This window comes from Tersicoccus sp. Bi-70 (assembly GCF_001968825.1).
Lineage (GTDB): Bacteria > Actinomycetota > Actinomycetes > Actinomycetales > Micrococcaceae > Tersicoccus.
This window is the reverse complement of the sequence record NZ_MIEU01000016.1, coordinates 135,717-161,127: the sequence shown is the minus strand read 5'-3', so window position 1 is coordinate 161,127 and position 25,411 is coordinate 135,717. Positions and strand designations below refer to the sequence as shown.

At 71.5% G+C, this 25,411-nt stretch carries 24 protein-coding genes, 1 tRNA gene and 1 pseudogene; 17 read left to right on the top strand and 9 right to left on the bottom strand.

The window, feature by feature from the left end:
• Positions 1 to 85: 85 nt before the first annotated feature.
• Positions 86 to 994 (top strand): SDR family oxidoreductase, encoded by a 909-nt coding sequence (locus tag BGP79_RS13365; RefSeq protein ID WP_076696320.1) that lies wholly within the window; start codon positions 86 to 88, stop codon positions 992 to 994.
• A 102-nt stretch (positions 995 to 1,096) separates the two neighbouring features.
• Here the strand turns inward: BGP79_RS13365 and BGP79_RS13360 are convergent, their stop codons facing one another.
• Together BGP79_RS13360 and BGP79_RS13355 are read right to left on the bottom strand one after the other, a co-directional pair.
• Entirely contained in the window at positions 1,097 to 2,383 is a 1,287-nt protein-coding gene (locus BGP79_RS13360; protein ID WP_076696318.1) for an amidohydrolase, read from the bottom strand.
• 12 nt (positions 2,384 to 2,395) lie between these two features.
• A complete protein-coding gene (locus BGP79_RS13355) occupies positions 2,396 to 3,244 on the bottom strand; it encodes a trimeric intracellular cation channel family protein (protein WP_083701998.1) in 849 nt (282 codons plus the stop codon).
• 107 nt (positions 3,245 to 3,351) lie between these two features.
• Here BGP79_RS13355 and BGP79_RS13350 point away from each other — a divergent pair, with 107 nt between their 5' ends.
• Complete coding sequence (locus tag BGP79_RS13350; protein WP_076697014.1) at positions 3,352 to 4,011, top strand: flavodoxin family protein; 660 nt, start codon at positions 3,352 to 3,354, stop codon at positions 4,009 to 4,011.
• Between the two features lie 176 nt (positions 4,012 to 4,187).
• Here the strand turns inward: BGP79_RS13350 and BGP79_RS13345 are convergent, their stop codons facing one another.
• The 5 genes from BGP79_RS13345 to BGP79_RS13325 all read right to left on the bottom strand — a co-directional run bounded on the left by BGP79_RS13345 (position 4,188) and on the right by BGP79_RS13325 (position 8,672).
• The gene (locus BGP79_RS13345) at positions 4,188 to 4,937 is read right to left on the bottom strand and encodes a helix-turn-helix transcriptional regulator (protein ID WP_083701930.1); all 750 of its coding nucleotides are present in this window, start codon (positions 4,935 to 4,937) and stop codon (positions 4,188 to 4,190) included.
• A gap of 60 nt (positions 4,938 to 4,997) precedes the next feature.
• Positions 4,998 to 5,696: an alpha/beta fold hydrolase gene (locus BGP79_RS13340; protein WP_076696312.1), complete on the bottom strand. Its 699-nt coding sequence runs from the start codon at positions 5,694 to 5,696 to the stop codon at positions 4,998 to 5,000.
• Positions 5,697 to 5,830: 134 nt separating this feature from the next.
• On the bottom strand, positions 5,831 to 6,232 hold the full coding sequence (locus tag BGP79_RS13335; protein WP_143588424.1) for a hypothetical protein: 402 nt from the start codon (positions 6,230 to 6,232) through the stop codon (positions 5,831 to 5,833).
• A 189-nt stretch (positions 6,233 to 6,421) separates the two neighbouring features.
• The gene (locus BGP79_RS13330; protein WP_076696308.1) at positions 6,422 to 7,171 is read right to left on the bottom strand and encodes a ZIP family metal transporter; all 750 of its coding nucleotides are present in this window, start codon (positions 7,169 to 7,171) and stop codon (positions 6,422 to 6,424) included.
• Between the two features lie 25 nt (positions 7,172 to 7,196).
• Positions 7,197 to 8,672, bottom strand: coding sequence for a hypothetical protein (locus BGP79_RS13325; protein ID WP_076696306.1), 1,476 nt, complete (start codon positions 8,670 to 8,672; stop codon positions 7,197 to 7,199).
• 115 nt (positions 8,673 to 8,787) lie between these two features.
• On the opposite strand from BGP79_RS13325, the gene BGP79_RS13320 reads away from it, so the two are divergent.
• The 7 genes from BGP79_RS13320 to BGP79_RS13290 all read left to right on the top strand — a co-directional run bounded on the left by BGP79_RS13320 (position 8,788) and on the right by BGP79_RS13290 (position 15,875).
• Positions 8,788 to 10,446, top strand: a complete 1,659-nt coding sequence (locus BGP79_RS13320; RefSeq protein ID WP_076696304.1) for an SDR family oxidoreductase — start codon at positions 8,788 to 8,790, stop codon at positions 10,444 to 10,446.
• 202 nt (positions 10,447 to 10,648) lie between these two features.
• Positions 10,649 to 11,467: a phage holin family protein gene (locus BGP79_RS13315; RefSeq protein ID WP_158067190.1), complete on the top strand. Its 819-nt coding sequence runs from the start codon at positions 10,649 to 10,651 to the stop codon at positions 11,465 to 11,467.
• A gap of 51 nt (positions 11,468 to 11,518) precedes the next feature.
• Entirely contained in the window at positions 11,519 to 12,136 is a 618-nt protein-coding gene (locus BGP79_RS13310; RefSeq protein WP_076696300.1) for a CDP-alcohol phosphatidyltransferase family protein, read from the top strand.
• Positions 12,126 to 13,055, top strand: a complete 930-nt coding sequence (locus BGP79_RS13305; protein WP_076696298.1) for a DMT family transporter — start codon at positions 12,126 to 12,128, stop codon at positions 13,053 to 13,055. The genes BGP79_RS13310 and BGP79_RS13305 overlap by 11 nt, the downstream gene beginning before the upstream one ends.
• A gap of 128 nt (positions 13,056 to 13,183) precedes the next feature.
• Positions 13,184 to 14,380: a glycosyltransferase gene (locus BGP79_RS13300; RefSeq protein ID WP_076696296.1), complete on the top strand. Its 1,197-nt coding sequence runs from the start codon at positions 13,184 to 13,186 to the stop codon at positions 14,378 to 14,380.
• 44 nt (positions 14,381 to 14,424) lie between these two features.
• A tRNA-Ile gene (locus tag BGP79_RS13295) sits at positions 14,425 to 14,498 on the top strand.
• Between the two features lie 189 nt (positions 14,499 to 14,687).
• Positions 14,688 to 15,875 (top strand): acyl-CoA dehydrogenase family protein, encoded by a 1,188-nt coding sequence (locus BGP79_RS13290; RefSeq protein WP_076696294.1) that lies wholly within the window; start codon positions 14,688 to 14,690, stop codon positions 15,873 to 15,875.
• A 109-nt stretch (positions 15,876 to 15,984) separates the two neighbouring features.
• Here the strand turns inward: BGP79_RS13290 and BGP79_RS13285 are convergent, their stop codons facing one another.
• Positions 15,985 to 16,590 (bottom strand): M23 family metallopeptidase, encoded by a 606-nt coding sequence (locus BGP79_RS13285; protein ID WP_233121531.1) that lies wholly within the window; start codon positions 16,588 to 16,590, stop codon positions 15,985 to 15,987.
• A 503-nt stretch (positions 16,591 to 17,093) separates the two neighbouring features.
• Here BGP79_RS13285 and rpsB point away from each other — a divergent pair.
• The 8 genes and pseudogenes from rpsB (at position 17,094) to BGP79_RS13245 (ending at position 24,830) form a co-directional block, all read left to right on the top strand.
• A complete protein-coding gene (gene rpsB, locus BGP79_RS13280) occupies positions 17,094 to 18,038 on the top strand; it encodes a 30S ribosomal protein S2 (RefSeq protein WP_076696292.1) in 945 nt (314 codons plus the stop codon).
• A gap of 149 nt (positions 18,039 to 18,187) precedes the next feature.
• Positions 18,188 to 19,024 (top strand): translation elongation factor Ts, encoded by an 837-nt coding sequence (tsf, locus tag BGP79_RS13275; protein ID WP_076696291.1) that lies wholly within the window; start codon positions 18,188 to 18,190, stop codon positions 19,022 to 19,024.
• A 141-nt stretch (positions 19,025 to 19,165) separates the two neighbouring features.
• Positions 19,166 to 19,909 (top strand): UMP kinase, encoded by a 744-nt coding sequence (pyrH, locus tag BGP79_RS13270; RefSeq protein ID WP_076696289.1) that lies wholly within the window; start codon positions 19,166 to 19,168, stop codon positions 19,907 to 19,909.
• Between the two features lie 90 nt (positions 19,910 to 19,999).
• Positions 20,000 to 20,557, top strand: coding sequence for a ribosome recycling factor (gene frr, locus BGP79_RS13265; RefSeq protein WP_076696287.1), 558 nt, complete (start codon positions 20,000 to 20,002; stop codon positions 20,555 to 20,557).
• A complete protein-coding gene (locus BGP79_RS13260) occupies positions 20,558 to 21,556 on the top strand; it encodes a phosphatidate cytidylyltransferase (protein WP_233121528.1) in 999 nt (332 codons plus the stop codon).
• A gap of 82 nt (positions 21,557 to 21,638) precedes the next feature.
• Complete coding sequence (locus BGP79_RS13255) at positions 21,639 to 22,262, top strand: DivIVA domain-containing protein (protein WP_083701929.1); 624 nt, start codon at positions 21,639 to 21,641, stop codon at positions 22,260 to 22,262.
• A 487-nt stretch (positions 22,263 to 22,749) separates the two neighbouring features.
• Positions 22,750 to 23,049: pseudogene (locus tag BGP79_RS16990) on the top strand (DUF485 domain-containing protein); the annotation flags it as partial.
• A 182-nt stretch (positions 23,050 to 23,231) separates the two neighbouring features.
• A complete protein-coding gene (locus BGP79_RS13245) occupies positions 23,232 to 24,830 on the top strand; it encodes a cation acetate symporter (RefSeq protein ID WP_076696998.1) in 1,599 nt (532 codons plus the stop codon).
• Positions 24,831 to 24,878: 48 nt separating this feature from the next.
• Here BGP79_RS13245 and BGP79_RS13240 read toward each other — a convergent pair whose 3' ends face one another.
• Complete coding sequence (locus BGP79_RS13240; RefSeq protein ID WP_076696283.1) at positions 24,879 to 25,370, bottom strand: Lrp/AsnC family transcriptional regulator; 492 nt, start codon at positions 25,368 to 25,370, stop codon at positions 24,879 to 24,881.
• Positions 25,371 to 25,411 lie beyond the last annotated feature (41 nt).

Below are 25,411 nucleotides of genomic sequence, written 5' to 3'. Positions count from 1 at the left end.
TACCGGGGGGATGACAGCGGCTGACATCAGCGCTACGGTGATGGCAGTGACTGTCATCAGAGGCGGTCGGAGCAGGGGAGTCACCATGCAGGTCTTCGTCACCGGGGCCAGTGGATGGATCGGATCGGCGAGCGTCGACGAGCTGCTCGCGGCGGGGCACGAGGTCACCGGCCTCGCCCGCAGCGATGCGTCGGCGTCGTCGCTGGAGAAGAAGGGAGTCCGGGTCCTGCGCGGCGACCTGGACGACCTCGACGCGCTGCGGCGCGGTGCCGAGGCCGCGGAGGGCGTCGTGCACCTGGCGAACAAGCACGACTGGGCGCACCCGAGGGAATCGGATCGCGCCGAGCGGGCCGCGGTGGAGACCCTGCTCGCCGCGCTCGACGGGTCGGACCGGCCGTTCGTCGTGGCCTCCGGGCTCGCGATGCTCGCGCAGGGCCGGCTGGGCACCGAGACGGATCCCTCGCCGGCCGTCGGGCCCGCGTCGCCCCGGGGCGGCACGGAGAACCTGGCGCTGGACCACGTCGAGCACGGGGTGCGCAGCATCGCCGCCCGCTTCGCGCCGACCGTGCACGGGACGGGCGATCACGGCTTCATCGCCCTGATCGTGGCGGCGGCACGGCGTCGCGGTGTCTCCGGCTATGTCGGGGAGGGCACGAACGCGTGGGCGGCCGTGCACCGGTCCGACGCCGCCCGGCTGGTCCGCCTCGGCCTCGAGCAGGCGCCCGCCGGCACGCGGCTGCATGCGGCGGCGGAGGAGGCGGTGAGCACGCGGGAGATCGCCGAGGCGATCGGCGCGATGCTCGACGTGCCGGTCGTCTCCGTCGCCCCCGAGGATGCCGTCGACCACTTCGGATTCATCGGCCGGTTCTTCGGACTCGACATGAGTGCCTCGAGCGAGCTGACCCGGGAGCGCTTCGACTGGACGCCGACGGGCCCGACCCTGCTCGAGGACATCGCCGCCGGCGCCTACGCGCACGCCGGCCTCGACGCCTGACCGGCACCCACACGCCAGCTCGTCGATAGATGTCCCATCCACCGTCCTTTCCGAGGCGAATGCAGCATCTATCGGCGAGCTGGCGAGGGTGGGCTGCCGCGGTCAGCTGCCGGCGAACCAGGTGGTGGCTGCGACCACGATGGCGGCGGTGCCGGTCGACAGGGTCGGTTCCATCACCGGGGCGAACTGGGGGGAGTGGTTGGCGGGGATGTCCTGGTTGACCGTCCCCTTCTTCTCCGCCGCCGCGTACGTCTGCGGATCGATACCGCCGATGCCCCAGTAGCTGTAGGGCACACCCAGGGCCCGCGGGATGTCGCTGAAGTCCTCGCTCGCCGACTGCCGGCCCTGGTCGTCCACGGCGTCGCCGAAGTGCGCGGTGAACGCCGCGGTCAGCCGCGCCGTCGTGTCCTCGTCGTTCTCGGTCAGCGGGTAGTGGTCGAACATCTCGATGTCCGGGTCCTCCGGCGCGTCCGACGCCTGCGACTCGGCGACCGCGATGCGCGTGATGGCGCCCAGCACGTGCTCCCGGACGGCCGTGTCGAAGGTGCGCACGTTGAGCTCGAGCACGGCCCGGTCGGCGATGATGTTGCTCTTCGTCCCGCCGCTGATCCGGCCGATGGTGACGACCGCGAAGTCGCCCGGGGCCACTTCGCGGGCGACGACGGTCTGCAGGCGCATCACGATCGAGGACGCGAGGACCACGGGGTCGACGGAGAGCTGCGGCATCGAGCCGTGCGCGCCGCGGCCGTGCACGGTGATCCGGATGCTGTCCGCGCTGGAGAGGAACGGTCCGGCGTGGGGGCTGACGACGCCGGAGGTGAAGGCGAGCACGTGCTGCGCGAAGGCGACGTCCGGGTGGGGGATGGTGTCGGCCAGCTTGTCGTCGACCATCTCCTTCGCCCCCGTCGCGTCCTCCTCGGCCGGCTGGAAGAGCGCGACGAAGGTGCCGCTCCAGGCGTCCTTCGACTCGGCGAGCAGCCGGGAGGCACCGAGCAGGCAGGCGACGTGGACGTCGTGGCCGCAGGCGTGCGCCACGGGTACCTCGTTGCCGTCCGCGTCCTTCGCGGTCACGGTGCTGGCGTAGTCCAGCCCGGTGTCCTCCTTCACCGGCAGGGCGTCCATGTCGGCGCGCATCAGCACGACCGGGCCGTCGCCGTTGGCGAGGACGCCGACGACGCCGGTGGTCCCGATCTTCTCGGTCACCGCGTAGCCCAGACCGGTGAGTTCCTTCGCCACCCGCGCGGCGGTCTCGACCTCCTGGTTGCTCAGCTCGGGGTGCTGGTGGAAGGACCGGTAGAGACCGTGCTGCCAGTCGGTGATCCCGTCCTGGCCGCGCAGGATCCGCTGGGCGGCTCCGTCGTCAGGCGTCGCGTTCTCGGTCGTGCTCATCGCCGTGCTCCCTCACTGGTCGTGCCGGTCGTGCTCACGGTGGTTCCGGTCCTGCTCCCGCTGGACGACCTCCTCCCGCGTTGCGGCGTCGTCCCGGTCGTTCCGGTCGTCCGGGTCCCGGGAGACGACGGCGGTGGCCCCGCCGTCGTGGTGGAGGTGATGGACCGCGTCCGTGCCGACGCCCCACCAGTGGCTCAGCCAGCGCGACGCCTGCCGCGCCGGACGAGGCGCATGGACCTCGTGGGGCAGCTCCCAGTCGAAGTGGCGCGCGAGGAGGGAGAAGGTGGCGGCGACGACGATCGCGGCGATCGAGTCCGCCGTGGAGTGACCCAGCAGCCACAGGACGACGGTGATCGAACTGGCGACGAGGGCGCTGGTGGCGCTGAGGGTCCTGCCGCCGAAGATGCTCGGCGTCTTCTGCAGCATGACGTCGCGCACGGTGCTGCCGCCGACGGCGGTCAGGGCGCCCATCAGCACGGCCGGGAGCCAGCTCAGTCCGAGTTCGAGGGTCTTCTGGGCGCCGACGTTGGCCCAGCAGCCGAGCGAGAGGGCGTCCAGCAGGGTCAGGGACCAGCGCGCCGGGCGGCTGCGGAACGGGATGACGAAGGCGACGCCCGCCCCGATCAGGGCCATCACGAGGTAGAGCGGATCGGCGACCGCCGCGACCGGGCCCGCCTGCAGGAGCGCGTCACGGATCATGCCGCCGCCGAGTCCCGAGAGGATGGCGAGCACGATGAAGCCGACGATGTCGAGGCGCGCCGTGCGGGCCGCGATCCCGCCGAGGACGGCGTTGGCGAGCACGCCCGTCAGGTCGATGACGCGGACCGCCTGGTCGACCGTCTGGGCGTCGGGGGGAGTCACGGCGTACACGCTGACCTCACCCGGTTCACCCCAGCCACCGTCGTCGCGATGACAAGGGCAGAGGTCCCGGGCGACACCGCACAGGCACGATCATCAGTATGCTGGCGATGATCGGCGCCGCCGGTGCCGACGACGTGCTCCCGGGAGGCCCCGTGTCCGCTCCACTGACCGTTCTCGCGCTGGTCTGTTCGCTGAAACCGTCACCGGCGCGCTCCAGCGCCGAGCTGATGGCGCGGCAGGTGCTCGACGAGCTCGCCACCCACGGTGTCACCGGTGACGTCGTGCGGGTGGTGGACCACGACGTCAAACCGGGCGTCGAGCTGGACATGGGCGAGGGTGACGCGTGGCCCGGCATCCGGGAGCGGCTCATCGCGGCCGACATCGTGCTCATCGCCACCCCGACGTGGATGGGGCAGCAGAGCAGCGTGTGCCAGCGTGTGCTCGAACGGCTCGACGCGGAGCTGTCCGAGACGGACGACGCCGGCCGCCTGCAGACCTTCGGCAAGGTCGGCATCGCCGCGGTCGTCGGGAACGAGGACGGCGCCCACCACATCAGCGCCGTCCTCTTCCAGGGGATGAACGACGTGGGCTTCACGATCCCCGCGCAGGGCGTCACCTACTGGAACGGTGAGGCGATGCACGCGACGGACTACCAGGATCTGGACGAGACACCCGAGGCGACCGCCTCGACCACGGCCACGATGGCCGCGAACGCCGCGCACCTGGCCCGGCTGCTCGCGGCGGAGAACTACCCGGCCTCCTCCTGAGACGGCCGGCGTGGACCGGGCACGGCCGTGGGTCGAGAGCGTCCATCCCCCCAGGAGACGCCCTCGACCCACGGCAATGAGTCGAGGATGACGTGGCGAGGGCGTGGCCGCCAGCGGGCTGCAGGAAGCTGCAGGCGGCGGCGTGGCGCCGCCGCAGAAAGCGGGCGACGTGGGGCTCAGGCCCCGTGCGGCTCCTGCGCCATGGCGAAGGCGTAACCGGCAGCGAACCGTGAGCGGACGCCGAGCGCGGCCATGGCCGCGCCGATGTCGGTCCGCACCGTCCGCACCGAGAGGCCGAGCAGCCGCCCGATCCGTTCGTCCGTGGCGTCCAGGCGCAGCAGCTCGAGGATCTGCACCTGCCGGTCGGTCAGGCGAGGCGGGTGAGCCGCGCCGCGGCACGGGACGGCGGTCGCCATCAGTGCCCGCCAGTAGGACCACGCCGCGCTCACGGCGCGGTCGTCCGTCAACTCGAGCAGCGAGCCCATTCCGGCCTCGGTGGGGCCCTGCAGCAGCACGGACCGGCGGTCGACGATCTTGATCTGCACCGGCGCGTACGCGTAGAAGTAGGCGCCCGGGGGCTCGGCCTCGAGGAGCCGGCGAGCGGCCTGCTCGGTGCTCTCGTGGTCGAACACGCTGATCATCGTCAGGCCGGCGGCGCAGCGACGCCGGTTGTTGGGCAGGCTGCGCATCAACTGCTCGGCCGTCGCCGCGGAGCGGGTCGAGAGCAGATGACGCCAGGTCGCCGACGCGGTGAGCGTCCACGACGAGAGGTCACCGCGGGCGACGAGGTGGACGCCCGGGCCCGTCTCGGCACCATCCAGCGTGGCGAGGGCGCGGTGCCGGCTCTCCTGGACGCCGAGGGCGGCATCGAGCACCCGCTGGCGTGCGATGTTGCTCAGGTGCGCGGGACCGCTCATGGCAGCCATGCTGCCTCCTTTCCGCGCACGCCCCAAACAGCACCGCGGGCGCGGCGCGGATCGGTGCCGTCAGCGCGCGACGGCGGCCACCAGCGCCTCGGCCAGGTCGTCCGGGCGCGTCAGCTGCGGCCAGTGCCCGGTCGGCAGGTCGACGAGGTCGACGTCCCGGATGTGCGCCAGCTCGGCCACGAACGGGTTGCCCGCCGCGATCCACGCCCGCATCTGGTCGCCGGTGAACTCGCACGCGATCACCGTGACCGGGACGTCGAAGCGCCGTTCGTCGTGCAGGTGCTGGGGGTCGCTGGTCACCCGGGCCGGTTCGGGCACGGCGCGCGCTCGGAAGGCGGCGCGGAGCTCGTCGGTCAGGTCGGTGAGGTCCGCGTCCTCGAAGAACTCCCAGGGCGGCAGGGGAGCGTCGGGGCCGTCGGTCGGGATCTCGTCGTTGATCACCCCGCCCTCGCCGAGCGGGCCGCTGTCCACGTACACGCTGCGCGCTACCCGGTCCGGCCGCGCGTCGGTCGCGGCGTGGATGATCGCGCCGCCGCCGGAGTGGCCCACGAGCACGACGGGGCCGTCGAGCTCGTCGATGCGGGCGACGACGGCGTCGACGTGGTCGCGCAGACCGATGCCGGAGCGGTCGGCGTCGGCCGACTCCTTGCCGGGCAGGGTCAAGGGGTGCACGCGGTGGCCGGCGGCCTCGAGCGGGCCGAGAACCGGCGCCCAGGAGTCGCCGTCGAGCCAGAATCCGGGAACGAGGATGATGTCCATGCCGCGACCCTAGGCGCTGCTGCGGACAGAACCCGTCCTCGGGCGGTGATCCGCATCTGCTCCGACGGAGGAACGGCCCCGTCCCGTCGCGGTGACGGGGCGGGGCCGCTCTCGACCAGCGGGGCTGACGGTGGTCAGTCGGCGGAGTCGGACGCCTCCGGGGATCCGGACGCGTCGTCCGCGGTGGTCTCGTCGTCGGCGCTGGTCCTGTCGTCTGCGACGACGCCGTCGGCGCCCTCGACGGAGGAGCCCGAGACGCCGTCCTCGGCGGAGACGTCCGCGGTGCTGTCGGTCCAGGCGTCGGCCGCGCCGTCCGGTCCCGGCCCGTCGGCCGTGGTCTCACCGGACGTCGGGTCGGAGGACCCGGTCGCGTCGGTCGTCGCTGTCGCGTCCTCCGTGTCGCTGTCGGTGCTGCCGCTGACGTCGCCGTCACTCGTGGCCACGGTGCCGCCGGCCACCTCGTCCTCCGGCTGCGGGCTCCCGTAGCCTCCCGCGTCGGTCTCCTCGTTGATCGCCGGGTCGTTGGTCTCGCTCATGGCCACCCCTTCGTCGTTCGCGGAAGCGGCGGCGTGCCCGCCGCGTCCGGCACCGGTCGACGGTGCCGTGGTCGCCACGCTAGCGGGTGGGGGAGCAGCACGACAGGGCCGTTCACCAGTCGGCTGATCCTCCTGTCGCCGGAGCCCGCGAGCGCGCCCCGGTCGCCGGCCGCCCGTGACCCGGACAGGTCAGGCGACCAGGGAGAGGAACGTGGCCAGGGAGAAGCCGAGGACCGTGACGAGGCCGGCGGTGTTGCCCGCCTTCTCCTGCGCCTCGGGGATCAGTGAATCGACCAGCATCACGAGCAGGGCGCCGGCGGCGAACCCGTCGATGAAGCCGCGCAGCCCGCCCGTGGCGAGGTCGGCGATCAGGTAGCCGAGCACGGTGGACGCGAGGCAGACCACGGTCACGGCGATCCACAGGCCGGTCACGCGACGGCGGGAGGAGCCGGACGCGATCATGTCGCTGGAGGAGCCGATCGACTCGGGCAGGTTCGAGACGAAGATGGCCACGAGCAGCGACGCGCTCACGCCCGCGCCGCCGGCCAGTCCGATGCCGAGCACCAGCTGCTCGGGGATGCCGTCGAGCACCGCCCCGACCGCCAGCGAGGTGCCGCCCGCGTGCCGCCGGGAGTCCTGGGAGTGCCGGAAGCGGCGCCCGTGGTGACCGCCGACGGGCAGGCCCTGGCCCGAGACGAGCCGGTTGGCGAGGTAGTAGCTCAGCGCGCCTGCGGCCAGCCCGATGCCGACCGGCCAGGGACCGCCGCGCTGGATGCCCTCCTCCGCGAGCTCGAACGACACGCTCGCGATCAGGGCCCCGCCGCCGAAGGCGAGCACGCCGCCGACGAGCCGCTTCGGCCAGGTGTGGACGATGCCGAGGATCGCACCGATGAGCAGGGACGAGGCAGCGACGGTGCCCCAGAGGAGTGCGTCGAGCATCAGCGGTCCCTCGTCTCTCGTGCGCTCACGGCGCCGGCCAGGCGTGCACCGGGATGTTGTCGTGCATGTGCCCCTGGTACCGGCGCACCAGTTCGCGCATCGACTCGTCGCGGTCCATCCCGCCGGCCTGCAGGGCGGCAGCGGTGTCCAGCTGCCAGCGGGCGCCGTTCTGCCCGCTCTGGGCCCGCTCCCGCAGGATGCCCAGGTAGTGGGTCACGAGGTCAGGGTCGACGCCGAGCTGGTGCAGCCCGGTCTCGGCCATCGGCAGGAGCCGCCGGACGATCAGCTCGTCGACCGGCACGTCGCCCACCCCGGGCCAGTAGACCTGGGCGTCGAGGCCGTACTTGGCGCACTGCTCGAAGTTCTCGCGGGCGGTGGAGAACGCCATCCGCGACCACAGCGGCCGGTCGGAGTGGCGCATCACGTGCACGACGCCGTAGTAGAACGCGGCGTTGGCCACGATGTCGGCGACCGTCGGGCCGGCCGGCAGCAGCCGGTTCTCGACCCGCAGGTGCGCCTCCTCGCCGCCGGGATCGTAGATCGGGCGGTTCCACCGGTACACCGTGCCGTTGTGCAGCCGCAGCTCGTGCAGCCGCGGCGGCCGGCCCGGCTCGTCCGGCGGGAGGTTGCGGTCCTCCCGCAGCTCCGGCAGCAGGGCCGGGAACCAGCGCACGTTCTCCTCGAACAGGTCGAAGATCGAGGTGATCCACCGTTCGCCGAACCACACCCGCGGGCGCACGCCCTGGGCGCGCATCTCCGGCGGCCGGGAGTCGATCGCCTGGTGGAAGAGGACGACGCGGGTCTCGTGCCACAGCCGCCGGCCGAGGAAGTGGGGGGAGTTCGCGGCGAGCGCCACCTGCGGGCCGGCGAGGATCTGGGAGGCGTTCCAGGCCGACGCGAAGCCGGAGGGGGAGACCTGCACGTGCAGCTGCACGCTCGTGCACGCGGCCTCCGGGGAGACCGTCTCCGTGTACAGCTGCAGGTCGTCCTCGCCCTGGATGTCCAGCTGCACGTCCTCGCCGCGCGCCGCGAGGATCGAGAGGTTGAGCGCCTCGTAGCGCTTCTCCGGGCTCATCCAGTCCGGATCCTTCAGCAGCTGCTCGGTGATGGTGGGCAGGATCCCCACCATCACGATGCCGGCCTTCGCCTCCGCGGCCCGCTCCTCGGCGTGGTTGAGCCGGCGGCGCAGGCCCTGCTCCATGTCCGCCAGACCACGGCCGGCGATGCTCGTCACCGGGTAGTTCATCTCGATGTTGTAGGCGCCGATCTCGGTCTGGAAGGCCGGGTCGGCGATCCGGTCGAGCACGCTGGCGTTGCGCAGGCTCGGCCGGGAGGTGGCATCGACGAGGTTGAGCTCGACCTCGAGCCCGATCGACCCGGTGTCCTCGAACGTCGCCCCCGACAGATACCGGTCGAACGTCTCGAGGCTCTCCATCAGGCGACGCCGGTACCGGGTGCGCTGCTGCCGGCTGTAGGTCGCGGAGGAGACATCGTCACCCATGACATGAACCCAACCACAGGGGAGAACAGGTTGCCTAGTCGGGGCAGGGACGGGGGCGGCCGGCGGCCCGGGGCGGAGTCTCTCCGTCTTCGAGAGGACCGCGTAGGGTTGGGCCATGGAGCGCCTCAGCGATTCCCGGCCGGCCGAGCTCACGGGCAACGACCAGACCGGTCAGGACACATCCTCCGACCGCCAGCACCACGTGCTCGTCACCGGTGCCACCGGCTACATCGGCGGCCGCCTCGTGCCGCGGCTGCTGGCCGCCGGGCACCGGGTCCGCGTGCTCGTGCGCACGCCCGACAAACTGCTCGACGTGCCGTGGCACGACCAGGTGGAGATCGTCCAGGGCGACCTCTCCGAGCAGCGTGACACCGAGCGCGCCTGCGACGGCGTCGACTCCGTCTACTTCCTGGTCCACTCCATGTCCTCCGGCAAGGACTTCGAGCGCACCGAGTCCGCGATGGCCGGGATCATGGCCCGCTCGTGCGCGGCCGCCGGCGTCCAGCGGGTCATCTACCTGGGCGGGCTGCACCCGACCGACGTCGAGCTCTCCCCGCACATGCGCTCCCGGGCCGCCGTCGGCAAGGTCCTGCTCGACGGGCCGACGGACGCGATCGTCTTCCAGGCCGGGGTCATCATCGGCTCCGGCTCGGCGTCCTTCGAGATGGTCCGGCACCTGGCCGAGGAGCTGCCCGTGATGCCCGCGCCCTCCTGGGTGCGCAACAAGATCGAACCGATCGCCGTCCGCGACGTGCTGCACTACCTGCTGCACGCGCTCGACCTGCCCACGGGCCTGAACCGCACCTTCGACATCGGCTCGCGCGAGGTGTTCACGTACGCGGCGATGATGAACGGCTACGCGACGGCGTCCGGGCTGCCGCGGCGGCTGATCATCGCGCTGCCCCTGCCGGCGCCGCTGCTGGCCGGCTGGTGGGTGGGCATGGTGACGCCGATCCCCATGTCGATGGCGTTCCCGCTCGTCCAGTCCCTGCAGCACGACGCGGTCAGCGCCGAGCACGACATCGACGACTACATCCCGCCGCCCCCGGACGGGCTCACGAGCTACCGGCGCGCCGTCGAGCTCGCCCTCCTGCGGATGCGCGAGAACGAGGTGGAGACGACGTGGGCCGGGGCCAGCGCCTCCGCCCACGACGCCGATCCGCTGCCCTCGGACCCGGACTGGGCCGGCCACAAGGTGTACGTGGACGAGCGCACGCACCACTGCGACGCCGATCCGGAGTACGTCTGGCGGATCATCGAGGGCATCGGCGGGAAGAACGGGTGGTACTCGCTGCCGCTCGCCTGGGCCGTGCGCGGCTGGATGGACAAGTTCAGCGGCGGGGTCGGGCTCTCCCGCGGCCGCCGCGACCCGCAGACCCTGCACACCGGTGAGGCCGTGGACTGGTGGCGCGTCGAGCACATCGAGCGCGGCCGCCTGCTGCGGTTGCGCGCCGAGATGAAGGTGTCCGGCAAGGCGTGGCTCGAGCTCGAGGTGCGGCCCGACGCCGAGGAGTCCGGGGACTCCGCTGGCGCCGACCACGAGGGCGGCAGCACCTACCACCAGCGGGCGATCTTCTTCCCGAAGGGGCTGAGCGGACGGCTCTACTGGCTGGCCATCCTGCCCTTCCACGGCGTCATCTTCCCGTCCATGAGTCGCAACATCGGCGACGCCGCGGCCCGGCTGCAGCAGTCCGAGGCCGGTGCGCGACGGAGCGACGGCGGTGCGCCCACGGGCGCCGATACCGCCGCGAGCGCGCCGACCGGCGTCGCCTGAAGGCCGGGCCCCGCACGGGCGGGGCACCCGCGCCCCGCCCGCGAGGGCGGTGACCGGGCACGATGAGGAACCGTCGCGCCCGGAGTCGACCTGCGCCGGTGATACTTTTGACCTTGATCCAGGGTCAGGACGAACGGATGGAGCAGCAGCGATGAGTCACCAGGCCACCACTCGCACCGGGAATTCCCGATCTCTGGGGGGAATGACCACGGTCCTGTCCCGCCTCGTACCCAAGCAGCTGGCGGACGAGGTGAACCTCGCGCTGCTCGAGATGAAGAAGAAGGGCATCCAGGTCGGCATCGCCGCCGCGTTCTTCGTCGTCGGCCTGGTCTTCCTGGCCTTCCTCGTCATCATGCTGCTCATCGCCCTCGTCTCCGGTGTCGCGAACTGGTTCAACTGGGGGATCTGGCTGTCCGCTCTCGTGGTGGGTGCGGTGTTCCTCGTCATCCTGCTGATCGCGGCCCTCGTCGGCCTGTCGCGGCTGAAGAAGGCGATGCCGCTCAAGCCCGAGCAGGCGATCCGCGGGCTGAAGTACGACCTCGGGGTCCTCAAGGAGGGTCGCAGCTTCGACGAGCGCACCCTGGACGCGCGGAAGACGCCGGAGCAGCAGGCCGAGGACGAGCGGAAGAAGCAGGCCAAGGAGCAGGAGAAGGCCGCCAACCCGCCGGCATCCGAGTCGCAACTGAAGACCCGCACGGGTCAGCGCCGCGCGCACCTGGCCAACCTGCGCGACGACCTCGGCCGCAAGGTCGACGTCAAGAGCCAGTGGGAGGCCTTCAGCGGCCGCGCGGTGGCCCGCGCCGAGTCCTTCTCCGACGACGTCGCCACCCGCCTGCACGCCAGTTCCGGCTCGGTCAACGGTGCCGCCGGCCGCACGTCCGCGGCCAACCCGTCCGGCGCGCCGCGCACGGCGGGCGAGCCCGCCGAGACGCTGAAGGACCGCTGGGTCCCGCTGAGCGTCTTCGCCGTCTCGAGCGGCGCCTTCGCCGTCTTCGTCCGCAAGCTGACCAAGAAGTTCTGACCCGTCCACCCCGCGCCCGCCACGGAGCGTGCTGATCGTGCCGGAGGGCCCATGCGGCTGATCAACGCCGGGGCGCCCGCCCACGGGCGGGCGCGGGTGGTGGACCGGTTCTGGACGGTGCCGAACGTCATCACGCTCGTCCGGTTCCTGCTCGTCCCCGTCTTCTTCGTCCTGATGGTGCGCCAGCAGTTCGGCTGGGCACTCATCGTCCTCGCCGTGCTGGGCAGCACGGACTGGGTCGACGGATACGTCGCCCGCCGGCTCGGGCAGGTCTCCCGGATCGGGATGATCCTCGACCCGCTGGCGGACCGGCTGGCCCTGATCATCGTGGCCATCGCCTTCGTCGCCTCCGGCATCGCGCCGCTCTGGCTGATCGTGGCGATCCTCGTGCCCGACGCGGTGCTGCTCGTCGTCTCGCTCGCCCTGTTCCGCAACCACCCCGACCTGCCGGTCAGCCTGATGGGCAAGGCCCGCACGGCGATTCTGCTGGTCGGAGCACCGCTGCTGCTGCTGGGCCACCTGGCGGTCTTCCGGGGCACGCCGGTGACCACGGTGGCCCTCGTGTTGCTCGCCGTGGGGTGCCTGTGCCACGTCCTCGCCTCCGCGGGGTACCTGTGGTCCATGATCCGCAAGTTCCAGAGCCGACGGATCGTGGACCGTGCGGCCTGAATACTTCGTCGCCATCGCCTGCGCCCTCGCCTCCGCCGTCTGCCTCGCCTACGGCAGCCAGCGCCAGGGCAGTGCCGTGGCGGCACAGACCGGCGGCCTGTCCCTGCACGGCCGCGGCGCGCTGCGGCTGCTCGCCAACCCCCGGTGGGTCCTCGGCACGGTGCTGATGGGCCTCGGCATGGGACTGAACATCGCCGCCCTGGCCAACGCGCCGCTGATGATCGTGCAGCCGCTCGGTGCCATCGCCCTCGTGATCACCACCGTGGTCAACGCCCGGGAGCAGAACCTCAAGCTCAACCGGGTCACCGTCTTCTCGATCGGGTTGTGCATGTTCGGCAGCACCCTCTTCGTGCTGATGGCGCTGCTGATCACCAACCCGGCCCACGAGGGGACGACGGCGCAGGAACTGACGACCTGCCTGTTGCTCGCCGTCGTGCTGCTGATCTTCGGCTCGCTCGCCGTCGGGTTCCGCGGCCGGTTGAACGCCTTCATCTACATCGTCGGCGCCGGCATCCTGTTCGGCTTCGTCGCCGTGCTCTCCCGGTTGCTCTTCACCCACCTGTTCGGGACGGGCGGCGTCGACCTGCTGGCCGTGCCGATCTACATCTACATCGCCATCGTGGCGGCCGGTGGCCTCGGCATCTGGTTCGTCCAGAGCGCCTACTCGCACGGGCCGCCGGACCTGGTGATCGCGGGGCTGACGGTCATCGACCCCATGGTCGGCATCGCGATCGGCATCGCCATCCTGGGGGAGGCCCGCGCCAACCCGCCGGCCCTGGTCGTGATCGGGATGATCATCGCGGCGGTCTCCGCCGTCGTCGGCGTCGTCATGCTCTCCCGCTACCACCCCGACGTGATCAGCCGGAAGGCCGAGAAACGGCACGCGAAGAATGCCGCCGCGGAGCGACCCCGGAGCTGAGTCCGCGGCCGATGCGCCCGGCCGGGGCGCGTCCCGACGGCGAGAGCTCACACCCTCTGATACCGTCGCGGGGGATTGCGGGCCGGTGCCCGCGACCGTGACCGCGACACCCCCAGGAGCCCTTTCCCGTGACCTCAGCGCCCAGCGCCGGACCGCTCAAGATCCTCATCGCCGCGGACACGTATCCGCCGCACATGAACGGTGCGGCCCGGTTCTGCCAGCGGCTCGCCCACGGCATGCTCGCCCGCGGGCATGAGGTGCACGTCGCCGCCGCCCGTGACTCGTCCGGGGCGAGCTACCGCACGGTCGAGGACGGCGTCGTGGTCCACCGGTTGCGGTCCCACCAGCCGCCCACCCACCCCTACTTCCGGATCTGCCTGCCCTGGGAGATCAACCGCGAGGTGCGGCGCATCCTCGAGGAGGTGCGCCCGGACGTGGTGCACGTCCAGTGCCACTACATGATCGGCAAGGCGTTCGCCGACACCGCGGCGAAGATGGGCATCCGCCTGATCGCCACCAACCACTTCATGCCGGAGAACCTGGCGCCCTTTCTGCCGTTCCCGCAGTGGTTCCTCGACGTCGTGGCGAAGAACTCGTGGCGCGACATGGGCAAGGTGATGGGGCAGGCCGCCGTCGTGACGACGCCGACGCCGCTGGCCGCCGCCGCCATGCACCAGCACGCGTTCCTGCGGCAGGTGCTCCCGGTCTCCAACGGCATCGACGCCGCCAAGTACGAGCAGCTGGCGGGGGAGGAGCTGGAGGCTCCCGAGTACCCGACCGTGCTCTTCGTCGGCCGGCTGGCGCAGGAGAAGCACGTCGACGTCCTGATCGACGCGGTCGCGAAGCTGCCCGTCGAGCTGAACACGCACCTGGAGATCGTCGGCGACGGCGAGGTCCGGCCGGCGCTCGAGGCGAGGATCGCCGAACTCGGCGTGGGGGAGCGTGTGCGTTTCCTCGGGCGGGCGTCCGACGAGGAACTGCGCCGCGCCTACCTGCGGGCCACGGTGTTCTGCCAGCCCGGCACGGCGGAGCTGCAGTCGCTCGTGACCCTGGAGGCCATGAGCGCCTCCAAGCCCGTGGTGCTCGCCGACGCGATGGCCCTGCCGCACCTCGTGGACGACGGCCGGAACGGCTGGCTGTTCCGCCCGAACGACAGCACGGACCTGGCCGACAAGCTCCGTCGGGTCATCGAGCTCCCGGAGCAGGAGCGCCTGGCGCTGGGCAAGACCAGCCGCGAGATGGTCAACAAGCACGACCTCGGCGCCACCCTGGACATCTTCGAGGCGCTCTACCGGGGCGTCGACTACGCCGACCTGACCGTCTGAGGCGGTTCTACGATGGTCACGCCCGGCAACGGCCGGGCGTTCGAGGGGCCGTAGCTCAGCTGGTCAGAGCAGAGGACTCATAATCCTTTGGTCGTGGGTTCAAGCCCCACCGGCCCTACCCTCCACCCGGCTCCGGCCGCCGACCCGTCGGCGTCCGGAGCCGTTCTCCGTTTCCGGCTCTTCTTCCGTGTCACCGGGACAGCTGGCATAATCGACGTTAGTTACTGATCAGTAACTAAACGAGCGACGACCGGCTCGAACGCCTCGGTCGCCGCGAAGCTTCCGACTCGACCAAGGCAGGAACTCGATGGCTCACGACGTCGATCCGAACAACCTCCCCTACGCGGACGGGGACTTCCTCCACTTCGAGGAACTCCTCAGCGACCAGGAGCGGGTGCGGCTGAAGGAGGTGCGCGCGTTCCTCGACGCCGAGGTGCGTCCGATCGCCCGGGACGCCTGGAACGCCGCGGAGTTCCCGCGCGATCTCATTCCCAAGCTCGCCGAGCTGGACATCGTCTCGCCCGTGCGCCGCCTCGGCTACTCGCCGCTGCTCGCCGGGTTCATCCACGCGGAGTTCACGCGCGCCGACACCTCGATCGCCACCTTCATGGGCGTGCACGACGGTCTCTTCACCGGCTCGATCGAACTGCTCGCGTCCGAGGAGCAGCAGCGCGAGTGGCTGCCGGACATCTACGCCATGAAGAAGATCGGCGCCTTCGGCCTCACCGAGCCGCTCGGTGGATCCGACGTCGCCGGCGGCACGCGCACCACCGCGGAGCGGCAGGGAGACACCTGGGTGCTCAACGGCGAGAAGCGCTGGATCGGCAACGCGACCTTCAGCGACTGGGTGGTCATCTACGCCCGCGACGTGGCGGACAACAAGGTCAAGGCCTTCCTCGTCGACACCTCTCTCCCGGGGTACTCGGCCACGAAGATCGAGAACAAGATCTCGCTGCGCACCGTCCAGAACGCCGACATCACGCTCGACAACCTCGTGGTGCCCGACGAGTTCCACCTCGCCCACGGCAACAGCTTCCGCGACACCAACAAGGTGCTGCGCTCCACCCGCATCGGGGTGGCGTGGCAGGCCGTCGGGCAGCAGATGGCCGCGTTCGACGTCGCCCGCAAGCACGTCGTCGAGCGTCACCAGTTCGGCCAGCCGCTCGCCGCCAACCAGATGGTGCAGGATCAGCTGGCCACCATCCTCGGCAACGCCATGGCGTCGATGGGCATGCTGGTCCGCGTCGCCCAGCTCGAGGCGAACGACCAGGCCACCGAGGAGCACGCGGCCCTGGCCAAGACCTTCGCCTCCGCCCGCATGCGCGAGTCGGTCGCGATGGGCCGCAGTCTGCTCGGCGGCAACGGCATCGTCGTCGATTTCGAGATGGCGAAGATCTTCGCCGACGCCGAGGCGATCTACACCTACGAGGGCACGCAGGAGATCAACAAGCTGATCACCGGCCGCGCGGTCACGGGCATCTCCGCCTTCGTGTGACCGGCTGCCCGGATGGGCATCCTCGACTCCACGAGCGCCGTCGTGGATCGGCTCCGGCCGGTCCGCGGCGGCGCTCGGGCGTTCCCGGCCCGCCCGATCACCCCGCCGCTCATGACCGCGCGGCCGCGGGGGAGAACGGCAGCAGGATCGACGGCCGCCGGTCCAGGACGAGGCTGAGCGGGTCCACGTAGTCCTCGCCGAGCCGTACGCCCCAGTGCAGGCAGGACGCGGGGGAGCAGTGGGAGGCGCCGTGCGCGAGCCGCCCCACCACCTGGCCGGCCGCCACGTGGTCCCCGCGGTGCGCCGACGCGACCACCGGCTCGAGGCTGGTCCGCAGCCCGTCGGCGTGCGCGATGGTCAGCACCGGGCGGTCCACGACGACGCCGACGAAGACGACGATGCCCGCGGCAGGTGAGCGCACGGGCGCGCCGGGCGGCCCGGCCAGGTCCACCCCGCGGTGCCCGGCCGACCAGAGCTGTTCGGGCGCGTCGAACGGCCGGACCACCGGGGGTCGCGGCTGCAGCGGCCACTGCCAGCCCCGCGGAGCGGGCGTGGGCACGGCCGCGGCGGCGACCCTCGTCGCCGGCGCCGCGCTCACCGTCCGCGCCTCGGCCGGAGCAGCGGCGGGGGTCGCCGTCAGCATCGCCAGCACGACGGCGACCACCGTGGCGCGGTGCGGCGGCGGTCGATCGCGCGGCCCGGTGCGCGTCGCCACGATCTGCCGGAATCGGGTGCGTCGGGTTGAGGCCGGCCGCGGTGCCCCACACCGGGACGGCCATGACGGGGGTGCCTTCGAGATCGTCACGGGTCGAGGGTGCGCCCGGGACGGCCACGGGAGCCTCTGCCCCGGCGAGGATGGGGACAACGGCACCCCGGTCCCGACCTGGGGAGGGAGAAGCCGTCACCTCCGCCGGGTGGCCGGAGGCCCGGTCCGGAGCCCTCCCGGCCTGCGGTAGACTGGCACCAGCAGCCGAGTCTCCTCGGCTGACTACGCGTGTCCGCGCGCAGACGTCGACGATCGCCGGTGAACGGCGATCCAGACGGACGGTTCCTCCCCACGGTCCGGGTTCACCCCGGTCGGGAGGTCCACGGTGATCACCGTCCCGGACACCAGGAGCACCGCCCGCCGGGCGGCCCGGACGCCTGTCCGGGAGCGATCAACCGTCAACAGGCAGTGGTACAGGCTGGAGAGCCACCGCTGCCGGAAGGAGTGTCGACATGCCCGTCGTCACCATGCGCCAGCTGCTCGACAGCGGCGTCCACTTCGGTCACCAGACCCGCCGTTGGAACCCGAAGATGAAGCGCTTCATCTTCACGGAGCGCAACGGCATCTACATCATCGATCTGCAGCAGTCGCTGTCCTACATCGATCGCGCCTACGAGTTCGTCAAGGAGACCGTCGCCCACGGCGGCACCATCCTGTTCGTCGGCACGAAGAAGCAGGCCCAGGAGGCCATCTCCGAGCAGGCCACCCGCGTGGGTCAGCCCTACGTGAACCAGCGCTGGCTCGGCGGCATGCTGACCAACTTCCAGACGGTCTCCAAGCGGATCTCCCGCCTCAAGGAGCTCGAGGAGATCGACTTCGAGGACGTCGCCGCGTCCGGCCACACCAAGAAGGAGCTGCTGCTCCTCGGCCGCGAGAAGGACAAGCTCGACAAGACTCTCGGCGGTATCCGCGATCTCGCGAAGACCCCGTCGGCGATCTGGATCGTCGACACCAAGAAGGAGCACCTGGCGGTCGACGAGGCCAAGAAGCTGGGCATCCCGGTCGTCGCGATCCTCGACACCAACTGCGACCCCGACGAGGTCGACTTCCCGATCCCGGGCAACGACGACGCGATCCGCTCCGTCAACCTGCTGACCCGCGTGGTCGCCGACGCCGTCGCCGAGGGCCTGATCGCCCGCAACAACCGCGCGACCGGCAAGGACGGTGCCTCGAGCGCCGAGGAGCCCATGGCCGAGTGGGAGCGCGAGCTGCTCGAGGGTTCGCAGGCGCAGCAGTCGGAGACCACCTCCGAGGCGACCGCCGACGTCGAGGTCTCCGAGAACACCGTGACCGACCCGGCGGACGCCGCCGCGGCCGACACCGAGCCCGAGGCGACCGAGGCTCCGGCCGAGTCCACCGAGGCCGCCGCCGAGGCGACCGAGACCCCGGCCGAGTGATGTCCGCGGGCTGATGCCCGCGGCTTCCTCCACCGATCCACCGGCGCACTGCCGCCGGGACTGCGGACCGCACTTCACCAGGGCGGTCCGCAGTCACGACTGGGGCCGACACCCGAGCGGCCCGCACCGATCCGACAAGAGGAGATGTCATGGCGAACTACACCGCCGCCGATATCAAGGCACTGCGCGAGCGCACGGGCGCCGGCATGCTGGACGTGAAGAAGGCGCTGGACGAGGCCGACGGCGATGCCGCCAAGGCCATGGAGATCATCCGCGTCAAGGGCCTCAAGGGCGTCACCAAGCGTGAGGGCCGCTCGACCGCGGAGGGCCTGATCGCCGCCCGCGTCGAGGGCAACGTCGGCGTCATGGTCGAGGTCAACTGCGAGACCGACTTCGTGGCCAAGGCCGCCCCGTTCGTCGAGTTCGGCACCAAGGTCCTCGACGCGGCCATCGCGTCCGGCGCGACCGATCTGGACAGCCTGCTGGCCGCCCAGATCGACGGCAAGCCGGTGTCCGAGCAGGTCACCGAGGCCGGCGCCCTGCTGGGCGAGAAGGTCCAGGTCCGCCGCGTGGTCCGGGTCGAGGGTGCCACCGTCGACGCGTACCTGCACAAGACCTCCAAGGACCTCCCGGCGCAGGTCGGCGTCCTCGTGGCCGTCGCCGGCACCGGCGAGGCCGCGCAGACCGTCGCCCACGACGTCGCCGTCCACACCGCCGCGATGACCCCGACCTTCCTGAGCCGGGACGACGTTCCGGCCGAGACGGTCGAGAACGAGCGGCGCATCGCCGACGAGACGGCTCGCGCCGAGGGCAAGCCCGAGGCCGCGCTGACCAAGATCGTCGAGGGTCGCCTGACCGGCTACTTCAAGGAGGTCGTCCTCCTCGACCAGCCGTTCGCGAAGGACAGCAAGAAGACCGTTGGTAAGGTTCTCGAGGAGGCCGGCACCACGGCCGTGGGCTTCGCCCGCTTCCGCGTCGGCGCCTGAGCGCTCGGCCTCCCACCAGCAGCAGTACCCGGTCCGCCGCTGAGGCGGCGGACCGGGCCACGCATCGACGGGGGTGGTCACCTGGATCGGGTGACCACCCCCGTCGTCGCGTCCACCTGTGAACCCGGAAGGCAGGCGCCCATGCAGACGCACAATCCCGACCTCGCGCACGAGCCAGGACCGCACCGTCGACGGGTGCTGCTCAAGCTCTCCGGCGAGGTGTTCGGCGGCGGCAGGCTCGGCGTCGACCCGTCCACCGTGCGGGGCATCGCCGATCAGATCGCCCAGACCCAGGGCGAGGTCGAGGTGGCCATCGTCGTCGGCGGGGGCAACTTCTTCCGTGGGGCCGAGCTCTCCCAGGAGGGCATGGACCGGTCCCGCGCCGACTACATGGGCATGCTCGGCACCGTCATGAACTGCCTGGCACTGCAGGACTTCCTCGAGCAGGCCGGCGTCGAGACCCGCGTGCAGTCGGCCATCACGATGGGCCAGGTCGCGGAGGCGTACATCCCGCGCCGCGCCATCCGTCACCTCGAGAAGAACCGCGTCGTGATCTTCGGCGCCGGCGCGGGTCTGCCCTACTTCTCGACCGACACCGTCGCCGTCCAGCGCGCGCTCGAGGTGCACGCCGACGTCGTGCTCGCCGCCAAGAACGGGGTGGACGGCGTCTACACCGCCGACCCCCGCAAGGACCCCAGCGCCACCAAGCTGGACCGCCTCACCTACGACGAGGCCCTCCGCCGCGACATCCGGGTGATGGACCAGACCGCGTTCAGCCTCTGCAAGGACAACGGCATGCCCATGCTGGTGTTCGGCATGCAGGGCGCCGGCAACGTCACCCGCGCGATCCTCGGCGAGGAGATCGGCACCATCATCACCGCCTGAGACGGGCGGGGCGACCGGACCCGGCGGGGTCCGCACGCTGGATAGGATGACGAACGAGACCATGAGACCTACGACGCCAAGGAGACGCGCGTGATCGACGACACTCTGCTCGAAGCCGAGGACAAGATGGACAAGGCCGTCGACGTGGCCAAGGAGGACTTCGCCGCCGTCCGCACCGGCCGGGCCAACCCCTCGCTGTTCGCGAAGCTGACCGTCGACTACTACGGGGCGCCGACGCCGCTGCAGCAGCTCGCCTCCTTCCAGAACCCCGAGGCGCGCACTCTGCTGATCACGCCCTACGACAAGAGCTCCCTCAACGACATCGAGAAGGCGCTGCGGTCCTCGGACCTGGGGGCGAACCCGGCCAACGACGGCAACGTCATCCGGATCGTCATGCCCGAGCTGACCGAGGAGCGCCGCCGGGACTACATCAAGCTGGTCCGGAACAAGGCGGAGGAGGCGAAGGTGTCCGTCCGCAACATCCGCCGCCGCGCCAAGGACGACCTGGACAAGCTGGTCAAGGACGGCGAGGTCGGCGAGGACGAGGGCACGCGCGCGGAGAAGGAACTCGACTCCGTCACCAAGCGGCACACCGACTCCATCGACGAGCTGCTCAAGCGCAAAGAGACCGAGCTGCTGGACGTCTGAATGAGCGACCTCCCGACGCCGGACGGGCCGGGGCACCCTCCGGCCGGCCCGGCGCCGCTCGGGTCGCCCGCTCCGGCCACCGCGATGCCGGCCCCTCCGGCGTCGGCTGCCTCCGGCCGGGGGCCCCGCCGCTTCAGCCTGCTGCCGCCGGTGCACGGCCGGGCCAACCGCACCGCGCGGAAGACCCCGTCGCGGGCCGGCCGCAACCTGCCCGCCGCGATCGGCGTCGGGCTGGCCCTGCTCGCGGCCCTGATCGTGGGGCTGCTCTTCTCACCCCTGCTGTTCACCGCCTTCGTGGCCGCGTTCGTCGTCGTCGGCGTGTTCGAGTTCGCGCGCGCGATGGCGTTCCGCCAGGTGCTCGTGCCCCGCGTCCCCCTGGCGATCGGAGCGGCCGCGCTGCCCTTCGCCGCCTACCTCGGCGGACCCGAGGTCCTCACCCTCGTGTACGTGGCCGCGTGCCTGCTCGCGGTGCTCTGGCGGGCGATCGACCCGCGCCCCGGTGCGCCGGCGGCTGCCCGGGCCGGCGTCCTCGCCCTCACCTGGATCCCCCTGATGGTCAGCTTCGCGCTGCTGCTGCTGCGCACCCACGACGGCGCCCTGAAACTGATCACGATGCTGCTGCTCGTGGTCGCGAACGACACCTTCGGCTACCTCGTCGGCGTGCTGTTCGGCCGGCACGCGATGGCACCCCGGGTCAGCCCCAAGAAGACCTGGGAGGGCTTCGGCGGGTCCATCGTCGGGGCGGCCGTGATCGGCCTGCTCTGCGCGACGCTGCTGCTCGGTCAACCCTGGTGGGTCGGCTCCATCATGGCCGTCGCGACCGTCGGTGCCGCTACCCTCGGCGATCTGGCAGAATCCATGGTCAAACGCGAAGTGGGGATCAAGGACATGGGCACCATCCTGCCGGGACACGGCGGTGTCATGGATCGGCTCGATTCCATCGTTCTCGCTTCGCCGGTGGCATTCTTGATGTTCGAACTGCTGATGCCGCAGTTGTGATCCGTCGGCGCCTCTGCCGGCCCGGGTCACGCCCTGCGGCCACCCCCGGGCGAGTCGTCCGGGTTCGGAAAGGACACGGCCGATGAGCGCCACGGGGGAGTCGGGCCCGGTCACGACCACGGCGGGATCACCGGCGTTGCCGGAGTCCGCCCCGGCCGAGGACGCGGATCGCGCGCCGTTCACTCTCGTGCCCCATCGCCGCCGCGGTTACCGCCCCGCCCAGGTGGATGCCTTCCTCGACCGCGTGCGGGAGGCCTGGCGCACCGACACCGCCGACGCGCCGCTCGGCAGCGGTCACGTGCGCGACGCCGTGTTCGACCTCGTGCGCGGCGGGTACGACCCGCAGGAGGTGGACGCGGAACTCGATCGGCTCGAGGACGCCTTCGCGCGGCGGGAGCGCGACGACGCCGTCGCGACCGGCCGCGCCGATCTGGACCAGGCCCTCGCCGTCGTCCGCGCCCGCCTCACGCGTGGCCCCGGCCAGCGGTTCCGGGCGCCCACCGGCCGCCGTCCGGGCTACCGCCAGCGCGACGTCGACGCCCTGTGCGAGCGCGTCGCCGAGCATCTCGACGGCTCCACGCGGCTGCGGCTCGAGGACGTCCGCGCCGCCCGCTTCTCCCCGCAGCGCGGATCCGACGCCTACGACTCCGGCCAGGTCGACCTCTTCCTCGACCGGGTGATCGACATCCTGCGCTCCCGCGGCTGACGGCGCTGCACCGTCCCCGGTCCGCACGCTGAACCTCGCCTGCCGGGCTCCCGCCGTCGCCGCGCCCCTCCGCGGGACACGCCGCAACGTGTCGGCAACCCCGAACGTCGGTGAGCCCGGTTAGCCTGTGCGCAGTGATGTGGATCACGTCCACCGGCGCTCGCCCGGTGATCCCGGTGATCCGCCTCGCTGTCTGGAGACGCTGTCCACCGGCCCGGCCGGGATGATGCTGTACGCCGGTCGGCCCGCCGATACCCGCTTCCGGGTGTCGGTTCGCCACCGAGCGCTCCTGCTCATCCGTCAAGGAGGACCCATGGGCAAACATCGATCCCACGACGACCCCGATCCGGGGCCGGACCAGCACCACCGTCCCGGCCAGCACGCCGCCGCCACCGCCGCGGACGACGACGGGGGCGCTGTCCCCACCGCCGCGGACCGTCCCGTCCACGGCGCCCGCGCGGGCGGTGACCCGGCCGGGACACCCGACATCGACTTCGAGGGCGTGCAGCGGGACGAGCGTTTCGTGACGCTGCGGCGCACGCACCGCAGCTTCGTGTTCCCGATGGCGGCCGTCTTCCTGGTCTGGTACTTCGCCTACGTGCTCCTGGCCGACTACGCGCACGAGTTCATGGCGACCCGGCTGGCCGGCAACATCACCGTGGGCCTCGTGCTCGGCCTCGCCCAGTTCGTGACCACGTTCGCCATCACCATGGGGTACGTGGCCTACGCGAACCGCCGGCTCGACCCGCAGGCGGCCGCGCTGCGCGACGAGCTGGAGGGTGAGGACTCGCCGTACCACCGCAGCCCGGCCACGGCCGGCGGGACCTTCGACGGCGACGTCGACGTCCTCGCCCGCGGGGACGCCACCGGCACCCGCGCCGGCTCGACCAGCCCGACCGTCACGCGTGAAGGAGACCCGACGTGAGCGCACCGCACATCCTGCCCAGCGTCGTCCCCGGTGTCGTCCCGATGGCGGCGACCGACCAGGTCGGCACCCCGTGGGTCAACATCCTGATCTTCGGCCTGTTCGTGGCCGTCACGCTGGTGATCGTCCTGCGCGCCAGCCGCAACAACCGCACGGCCGCGGACTACTACGCCGCCGGCCGCTCCTTCTCGGGGCCGCAGAACGGCACGGCCATCGCCGGGGACTACCTCTCGGCGGCGTCGTTCCTCGGCATCGTCGGAGCCATCGCCGTCAACGGCTACGACGGCTTCCTGTACTCGATCGGGTTCCTCGTCGCGTGGCTCGTGGCCCTGCTGCTGGTCGCCGAGCTGCTGCGCAACACCGGCAAGTTCACGATGGCGGACGTGCTCTCCTTCCGGCTGCGGCAGCGGCCGGTGCGGATCGCCGCCGCGATCACGACGCTCGCGGTGTGCTTCTTCTACCTGCTCGCGCAGATGGCCGGCGCCGGTGGCCTGGTGTCGCTGCTGCTCGGCATCCCCGACCGGCTCGGCCAGTCCGTGGTCATCGTCGTCGTCGGCGCCCTGATGATCCTCTACGTGCTGATCGGCGGGATGAAGGGCACCACCTGGGTGCAGATCATCAAGGCGTGCCTGCTGGTGGCCGGTGCGGCCGTCATGACCGTCTGGGTGCTCGCCATCCACGGCTTCAACCTGTCCGAGCTGCTCGGCCACGCCGTGGCGACCGCGGGCGGCAACGAGGCGCTGCTGAACCCGGGGCTGCAGTACGGCAAGACGCCGACGTCCCGGCTGGACTTCGTCTCCCTCGCCCTGGCACTCGTGCTCGGCACCGCGGCCCTGCCGCACGTGCTGATGCGCTTCTACACCGTGCCGACGGCCAAGGAGGCCCGCCGGTCGGTGGTCTGGGCGATCTGGCTGATCGGCATCTTCTACCTGTTCACCCTGGTGCTCGGGTACGGTGCCGGCGCGCTGATCGGCGCGGACCGGATCAAGGCGGCCCCGGGCGGCGTGAACTCCGCGGCGCCGCTGCTGGCGTTCGAGCTCGGCGGGTCGCTGCTCCTCGGTTTCATCTCGGCGGTCGCCTTCGCGACGATCCTCGCCGTGGTGGCCGGCCTGACCATCACGGCGGCCGCGTCCTTCGCCCACGACATCTACGCCAACGTGGTGCGCCGGGGCCAGGTCGACGCCGGTGGTGAGGTCAAGGTCGCGCGGCGGACGGTCGTGGTGATCGGCATCGTCTCGATCATCGGCGGCATCGGGGCCCAGGGGCAGAACGTCGCGTTCCTCGTGGCGCTCGCGTTCGCGGTGGCGGCGTCGGCCAACCTGCCGACGATCCTGTACTCCCTGTTCTGGTCGCGGTTCACGACGCGTGGCGCCGTCTGGAGCATGTACGGGGGGCTCGGCGCGGCGATCGTGCTGATCGCGTTCTCGCCGGTGGTCTCCGGCTCGGCCACCGCGATGATCCCGGGCGCCAACTTCGCGATCTTCCCCCTCTCCAACCCGGGCCTGGTCTCGATCCCGCTGGCGTTCCTGCTCGGCTGGATCGGCTCCGTCACCGACAAGGCGGGGGAGAACCGGCGCAAGCAGGCCGAGATGGAGGTGCGCTCCCTGACCGGGGTGGGTGCCGAGAAGGCCGCCGAGCACTGACGCGCCCGTTCCGCCCGTTCCGCTCGTGACGCGGCGGGGACCGTGCCCTCACCCGGGGGTCCGGTCCCCGCCGCGTTCCAGTCCCTGCTCGATCAGCGGGAGCACGCGGTGGGCGATGATCTCGTGCATCGAGATCGACGTGTCGATCCGCATCACCCCCGGGCAGGCGAGCATCGCCCCGTGAATGCGGAACAGGTCCTCGGCGTCGACGCCGACGACGCGGACCAGCAGATCTGCCCCGCCGGTCGTGCCGTGGGCCTCCACGATCTCAGGGATCCGGCCGAACGCCTCCGCGATCGCATCCAGCTCCGGCTGCTGCACCTGTACCGCCATGAACGCCGTGAGCGGGTAGCCCAGCGCGGCCGGGGCCACCTGGTGAGCGAAGGGCAGGAATGCGCCGCCCTCCTCCAGCCGCCCCAGCCGGGACTGCACCGTGTTCCGGGACAACCTCAGCCGGGTGGAGATCGCGACCGCCGTGCGGCGCGGGTGGACGACCATGTCCCGCAGGATCCGCAGGTCGGTTGAATCGGCAAGCATCATGCTGGCGAACCTAGTCACTGTGCACAAGAATGCCAAGCCAC